The organism is Streptomyces sp. NPDC006265, from assembly GCF_040613555.1.
Lineage (GTDB): Bacteria > Actinomycetota > Actinomycetes > Streptomycetales > Streptomycetaceae > Streptomyces.
Map to the genome: position 1 here is coordinate 1 of NZ_JBEXSH010000643.1, position 5332 is coordinate 5332.

Consider the following 5332-nt stretch of genomic DNA (forward strand, 5'->3'; position numbering starts at 1 on the left):
ACCCGTCGAATACGAGACCAACTACTACCTGACAACCACGAAACCCCAGGTCACGACCACCAACTGAGATCTCTACCGAACCCGGGGCGGTTCACTCCGGTATCCCCGCCTTACCGTAAGCGAACGCGTACTTGTCGAAGCCCTTCGCGAAGTTCGACAGCACGATGACGTGGAAGCGCTGGTCGCTCTGGTTCATCCCGTCATCATGCATGAACGGGCCCGCACGACATGGGCCGAATTGCGGGGTGAGCAGGAGGGGCGCGGGGGGGGAGTTCGAGACCTGCGAACCGTATCCGTGGCGTCTGAGTAAGAGGCATCCCGGGTTCAGGTCAATGCAGTGAGTTGGGGCAGCGGGGTGAGCGTCATGGTGCTTCTGCTCGTGTACGTCCTCCTCAGTCTGGCTTGGGCCGGGATCGCAGGTGCCGCATCTGGGCGTGGCTGAGGTCTTGGGCCTGTCGCATGTGACGGGTGATCACCTCTAGCTCGTCTTCGGTGTGGCCGTCGAGCAGCGACTGCCAGGCCACGCCGAGGTCGTCCCAGACCGCGGTGACGCGGGCCACGCGTTCGGGTACCAGGGCGACCAGGACCCGGCGGCGGTCCTGCCGGTCCGGGGTGCGGGCCACGTAGCCCCCTCGTTCGAGCCGGTCCACCAGCCGTGTGGCAGAGCCCGTGGTCAGGCCGGTCATCTCGGCGATCTGCTTCACGGTGAGCGGCCCCGGCTCGGCCGTCAGCAGACTCAGACACTGCACGTCGGTCGCGTGCAGCCCGAGGTGGTCGGCGAGAGTCTGGTTGAACAGCACATATGCCGCAAGGTAGCGGCGGGACTCCATCGACAACTCCTCGTACAGCCGGGCCCACCACTCCCTTCGGAGCCGACACCGCAACCGAAGCCCGGCAGGGCAAGGCAATCGTCGACGCTGCTGCGGCCGCCCGCCTCGGGCACGTCGTGCTCGCCTCCGCCGCGCACGCCGACCGCGGCACCGGCGTGCCGCACTACGAGAGCAAGTACGTGGTCGAGCAGCACTTGCGTGCTGCCGGCCTGCCCTGGACGGTGCTCGCCCCAGCGGCGTTCATGGACAACTACGCAAGTGGCTGGACCCTCGACGGCCTGCGTGACGGCACCTTCGCCTGGCCCATGCCCACCGACCACCCGCTCACGTTCATTCCCGCCGACGACATCGGCGCATTCGCCGCGCTAGCCCTCCAGCGCCGCGACGAGTTCACCGCAAGGCGCATCGACATCGCCTCCGACGAATGCACACCGGGCCAGATCGCGGAGAGCCTCGCCGCAGCCATCGGCCGCCCGGTGCACCATCAGGAGGTGCCTCTGACCTACGTGCGGACCCGGTCCGCAGACCTGGCCGCCATGTTCGAGTACTTCACCACCTCCGGCCTCGACGTTGACGTTGCCGGGCTGCGCCGCGACCACCCCGAAGTCGGCTGGCACAGCTTCGCCGAATGGTCCGTCGACCAGGACTGGACCGCGCTCCTGGCCTCTTCGCCCGCACATCAGTGCCATCCAGGAGGGACCCCTGCTTCATTCCGCGGCGGTCGCAGACTTCCGCAAGCAATCACCCAGAAAGAATGGGCACCTGCATGAAGCCCATTGGCTGTTGGCTGAACCGCACCGACCAACAAAAGTGATCTTGCCATCGTCGTCGACAGCTTCGGCAGTGCGACGGGCTGCGCCGAGCGCCGCGAGGCGCCGCTCCTCGCCGGCAAGCCCGGTCAAAGGAGAGAACCTCCACAGGGCTTCGTACGTGCGTTTGATGTGGCGAATAGGGGTCATCCGCATGCCAGGCCTGCCTCCCAGCGGGGCAGCGCTGACAGCATCGTGCGGGGAGACGACGCGGGCGACGAAGGATGAACGCGATGGTCGTCGCGACACAGCAGGGGGGCGGGGGCGGTTCCAGCGGCCTCTACGACGTTCTTGAGCTCATCCTCGACCGTGGGCTGGTGATTGACGCGTTTGTGCGCGTCTCCCTCGTCGGTATCGAGATCCTCAAGATCGACGTGCGGATCGTGGTGGCCAGCGTGGATACCTACCTGCGCTTCGCCGAGGCGTGCAACCGTCTCGATCTGGAGGCGGGGCCGCGCAAGCCGGCCGGGCTCACGGAGCTCGCGGGGAAGGTCACCGAGTCCGGTGCCCGCGGCAAGACCAAGGGAGTCCTGTCGGGTGCTGCGGAGACGATCGCCGACGCCTTCCAGCAGGCCCGAGACGAAGGCCGCAATCGCCAGGCGTGACGCGGCCGTTCGTAGGGCGGTGCGGGGAGCGGGACCATGCCGCGGCGCCGCGACGCTGCGGAGATCCATCAGAAGCCCCCTAGAAACTAGCGGTCTTCACCTCCGACCCCGGCCTGCGCAGCGTTGCGGCCGCTGGTGACGGCGGAGCAGAGCAGCATGGCCCGGGGTGTCTGCCTGGCGGCCGTCGCCGCCCACAGCGGTGAGGCCTCTCGCGCCACAGTGCCCCCAATTCCGCAGATGGCGCCGTAGTGCTGCCCTGGGCCGTCGAGCAGTACGACGCCGCCCTGATCCCGGCGGGCGACGGCCCCAGCTCGCCGTGTCGTCGCCCTCGTCCATCTCGGGCGCGTCCGGATCGCGCAGCGGGCGCAGAGCGCCGGCAGTCGGAGTGGATGGGGTGAAGCCGGGGGCCGGGCAGGTAGCTTCGAGCAGTTAGGAGGCCAAGTCCGGGTGGCCGGGAGGCGGCGTGATCCCGGCGGCGGGGCTGGGCTACGGTGCCGCGTATGCGCACCGAGGAGCGATCATCCGACCCCTGCTCCGGATCCGGGACGTGGCGGCGCCTGGGACCGTGTACGGGCGGGCCGCCATGCCCCTGCTCGGGGTGGCCCCCCTGTTCGTCGGCGACCACCATGACCGGAGGACGTTTCTCGCTGTCGCCGGAGGGTTCGCCGCTGCCATGGCCGTGGTCGGGGTCCTCATCGGGCTCTTCTTCTGGTGGGCCTGCGGGGGAGACATCCGGCGTTGCCGCGACTGGCGCCCCGTCAGGGGTCAGGCTGGGCCCGTGACCGTCGCGGCCCCGGTCCTGCTGCGGATCGGGGTGCTGGCCCTGGTGCTGTTCCCCGGCACCTTCGGGCTCTACCACCTGGTGGACGGCGCGGGGTACGACAGCTGGCTGTACGGCGACTGAGCCGGGCGCAACATCGTCGCCGTACACACCGGCGAGTGCCAGTTCTGAGTGTCTGGAGAACCGTCCCGCTTCGGCTCTGCGGCCCACCCGGCCGCAGACGGTGCTCGATCACGGGCGAGATGAATCGTGGCTCGGACAGGTCCCCGGCATGGGCGCGACGTCAGGCGGCGCTCTTCTTGCGGCGGTGACCGGCGTGGGCGAGAGCGTCGACGAGTTCCTCGCGGTTCATTTTCGATCGGCCGGGGACATCGTCTTCGGTGGCCCGCTGGTACAGCTCCGCTTTGCTCAGCTGCCGCAGCTGGCTCTTGCCGGCACCGTGCTGGTCGCGGGATGAGGCCGTTGAGCGGCGCCTCTTCGACGGTGCCTCCCGAGCGGTCTTCTTCCCTTTCGCAGCAGGCTTGCGTGTCGAGGTCGGCCGCTTCTGCCTCTGCCTGGTGGGATTCTCGCGGCTGCCGTGGGCTTGGTCGATGCTGCCCTGCAACGCCTGCATCAGGTCGACGACGTTGGTGGCCGCCGGTGCCTCCTCGGCCGCGGCGACCTCCTGGCCCTCGGCCTTGGCCTTGACCAGTTCTCGCACCTTCTCCTGGTAGGTGTCGCGGTAGCGGGCCGGGTCCCACGGCCCGCAGAGGGAGTCGATCAGCTGGAGTGCCATGTCCAGCTCCTTGCCCTTGCCCGCGCTGCCGGACGGCAGCTCGGGGAGCTCCTTGCGCGGGTCACGAACCTCATCGGCCCAGTGGAGGGTCTGGAGGACCAGGACCTTGTCCTCTGCGCGCAGCGCGGTCAGGTACTGCTTGCCGCGCATCACCAACGTGGCGACGCCGACCCTGTTCGACCTTGCCAGTGCTGCCCGCAGCAGCTCGTAGACCTTGGTGTACTCCTTGCCGCGCGGGGCGAGGTAGTAGGTGCGGTCGAAGTAGACCGGCTCGATTGCCTCGAGGTCGACGAAGTCGGTGATGTCGATGGCCTGGGAGCGCCCCGGCGCGATCTCGTCCAGTTCCTCGGGCTCCACGATGACGTACTCGCGCTCGCCCACCTCGTATCCCTTGACGATGTCGCCGGTGTTGACCTCGTCGCCGGTGCGTTCGTTCACCCGGCGGTTGCGGATCCGGTCGGCGGTGCCGCGCTGGAGCCGGTGGAAGTGGAGGGTGTGGTCCTCGGTCGCGCTGTAGAGGCCGACCGGCACGCTGACCAGCCCGAAGGACACCACACCGGTCCAGATCGCGCGTGCCATGACCGTTCACTCCCATCTCTTGCCGCTGCCCGCTCTGGGATCTCAGATTCCGTGGCCAAATGTCACGACCAGTGGCCACCCGGCGGGCCAATCGGCCACGAACCTGGGACGGGCTGGTCAGCCGGTTCACTTGTGCGAGTGCGTTCGAGGGCGACGGACGTGAGGCAGACCCTCCACGGACAGTCTCCTAGTGGTGCGCCTCGGCAGCCACTTCGCGCCGTTGGGCAACGATGACCAGCCCAGACGTCACTCTGAGTATCGGCGAGTAAATGGCCCACTCGATGCGGGCAGGAATGGCCCATATGCTTGGGTTGCCTGGATCCTAAGGTCGAAGGTGCCCACCGCGGCGTACGCCAGCTCCCACCTCCCGTACCTCGGAGGAGCCTCCATGCAAGCCATCACCGTCCAGGACCGCGAGGCCGGTGCCAGCGGCCTGGCCCTCGCCGAGCTGCCCCACCCGCACGCCGCGGAGAACGACGTGATCGTGAAGGTCCACGCCGCCTGCTTCACGCCGGGCGAGCTGGACTGGCCCGGCACCTGGACCGACCGGGCCGGACACGACCGGACCCCGAGCGTGCCCGGCCACGAACTGTCCGGCGTCGTCACAGAACTCGGCTACGGCACCACCGGGCTGACCATCGGGCAGCGCGTGTACGGCCTGACCGACTGGGCCCGCAACGGCACCCTGGCCCAGTACACCGCGGTCGAAGCCCGCAACCTCGCCCCCCTCCCCGCCGACGTCGACCACGTCACGGCCGCCGCACTGCCCATCTCCGGACTCACCGCCTGGCAGGCCCTGTTCGACCACGCCCACCTCCAAACCGGGCAGAGCGTCCTCATCCACGGTGCCGCGGGCGGCGTCGGCTCGATCGCCGTGCAGCTGGCCCGCGCGGCGGGAGCCCAGGTGATCGGCACAGGACGTGCCGACGACCGTGACACTGCACTGGGTCTGG

General features: G+C 68.8%; 6 protein-coding genes. 4 read left to right on the plus strand and 2 right to left on the minus strand.

Annotated elements, in window-relative coordinates; translation table 11 throughout:
- Window positions 1-392: 392 nt before the first annotated feature.
- Window positions 393-830 (minus strand): MarR family transcriptional regulator, encoded by a 438-nt coding sequence (locus ABZ281_RS36235; RefSeq protein ID WP_356662305.1) that lies wholly within the window; start codon window positions 828-830, stop codon window positions 393-395.
- Between ABZ281_RS36235 and ABZ281_RS36240 the strand changes: the two genes are divergently transcribed.
- From ABZ281_RS36240 to ABZ281_RS36250, 3 genes are all read left to right on the plus strand, one after another.
- Window positions 803-1600, plus strand: a complete 798-nt coding sequence (locus ABZ281_RS36240; RefSeq protein ID WP_356662306.1) for an NmrA family NAD(P)-binding protein — start codon at window positions 803-805, stop codon at window positions 1598-1600. The genes ABZ281_RS36235 and ABZ281_RS36240 overlap by 28 nt on opposite strands.
- A gap of 272 nt (window positions 1601-1872) precedes the next feature.
- Window positions 1873-2244, plus strand: coding sequence for a gas vesicle structural protein GvpA (locus ABZ281_RS36245; protein ID WP_356662307.1), 372 nt, complete (start codon window positions 1873-1875; stop codon window positions 2242-2244).
- 463 nt (window positions 2245-2707) lie between these two features.
- A complete protein-coding gene (locus ABZ281_RS36250; RefSeq protein WP_356662308.1) occupies window positions 2708-3148 on the plus strand; it encodes a DUF6336 family protein in 441 nt (146 codons plus the stop codon).
- Window positions 3149-3308: 160 nt separating this feature from the next.
- Here the strand turns inward: ABZ281_RS36250 and ABZ281_RS36255 are convergent, their stop codons facing one another.
- Window positions 3309-4379, minus strand: a complete 1071-nt coding sequence (locus ABZ281_RS36255; RefSeq protein ID WP_356662309.1) for a Ku protein — start codon at window positions 4377-4379, stop codon at window positions 3309-3311.
- A 388-nt stretch (window positions 4380-4767) separates the two neighbouring features.
- Between ABZ281_RS36255 and ABZ281_RS36260 the strand changes: the two genes are divergently transcribed.
- Window positions 4768-5332 (plus strand): NADP-dependent oxidoreductase (locus ABZ281_RS36260; RefSeq protein ID WP_356662310.1); only part of this gene is annotated, 565 nt, incomplete at its 3' end.

Bases quoted from the DNA above. Each gene is read 5' to 3' on its own strand.
- ABZ281_RS36240 (WP_356662306.1), top strand. From the start codon at position 803: ATGCCGCAAGGTAGCGGCGGGACTCCATCGACAACTCCTCGTACAGCC.
- ABZ281_RS36255 (WP_356662309.1), bottom strand. From the start codon at position 4,379: ATGGCACGCGCGATCTGGACCGGTGTGGTGTCCTTCGGGCTGGTCAGC.
- ABZ281_RS36245 (WP_356662307.1), top strand. From the start codon at position 1,873: ATGGTCGTCGCGACACAGCAGGGGGGCGGGGGCGGTTCCAGCGGCCTC.
- ABZ281_RS36235 (WP_356662305.1), bottom strand. From the start codon at position 830: ATGGAGTCCCGCCGCTACCTTGCGGCATATGTGCTGTTCAACCAGACT.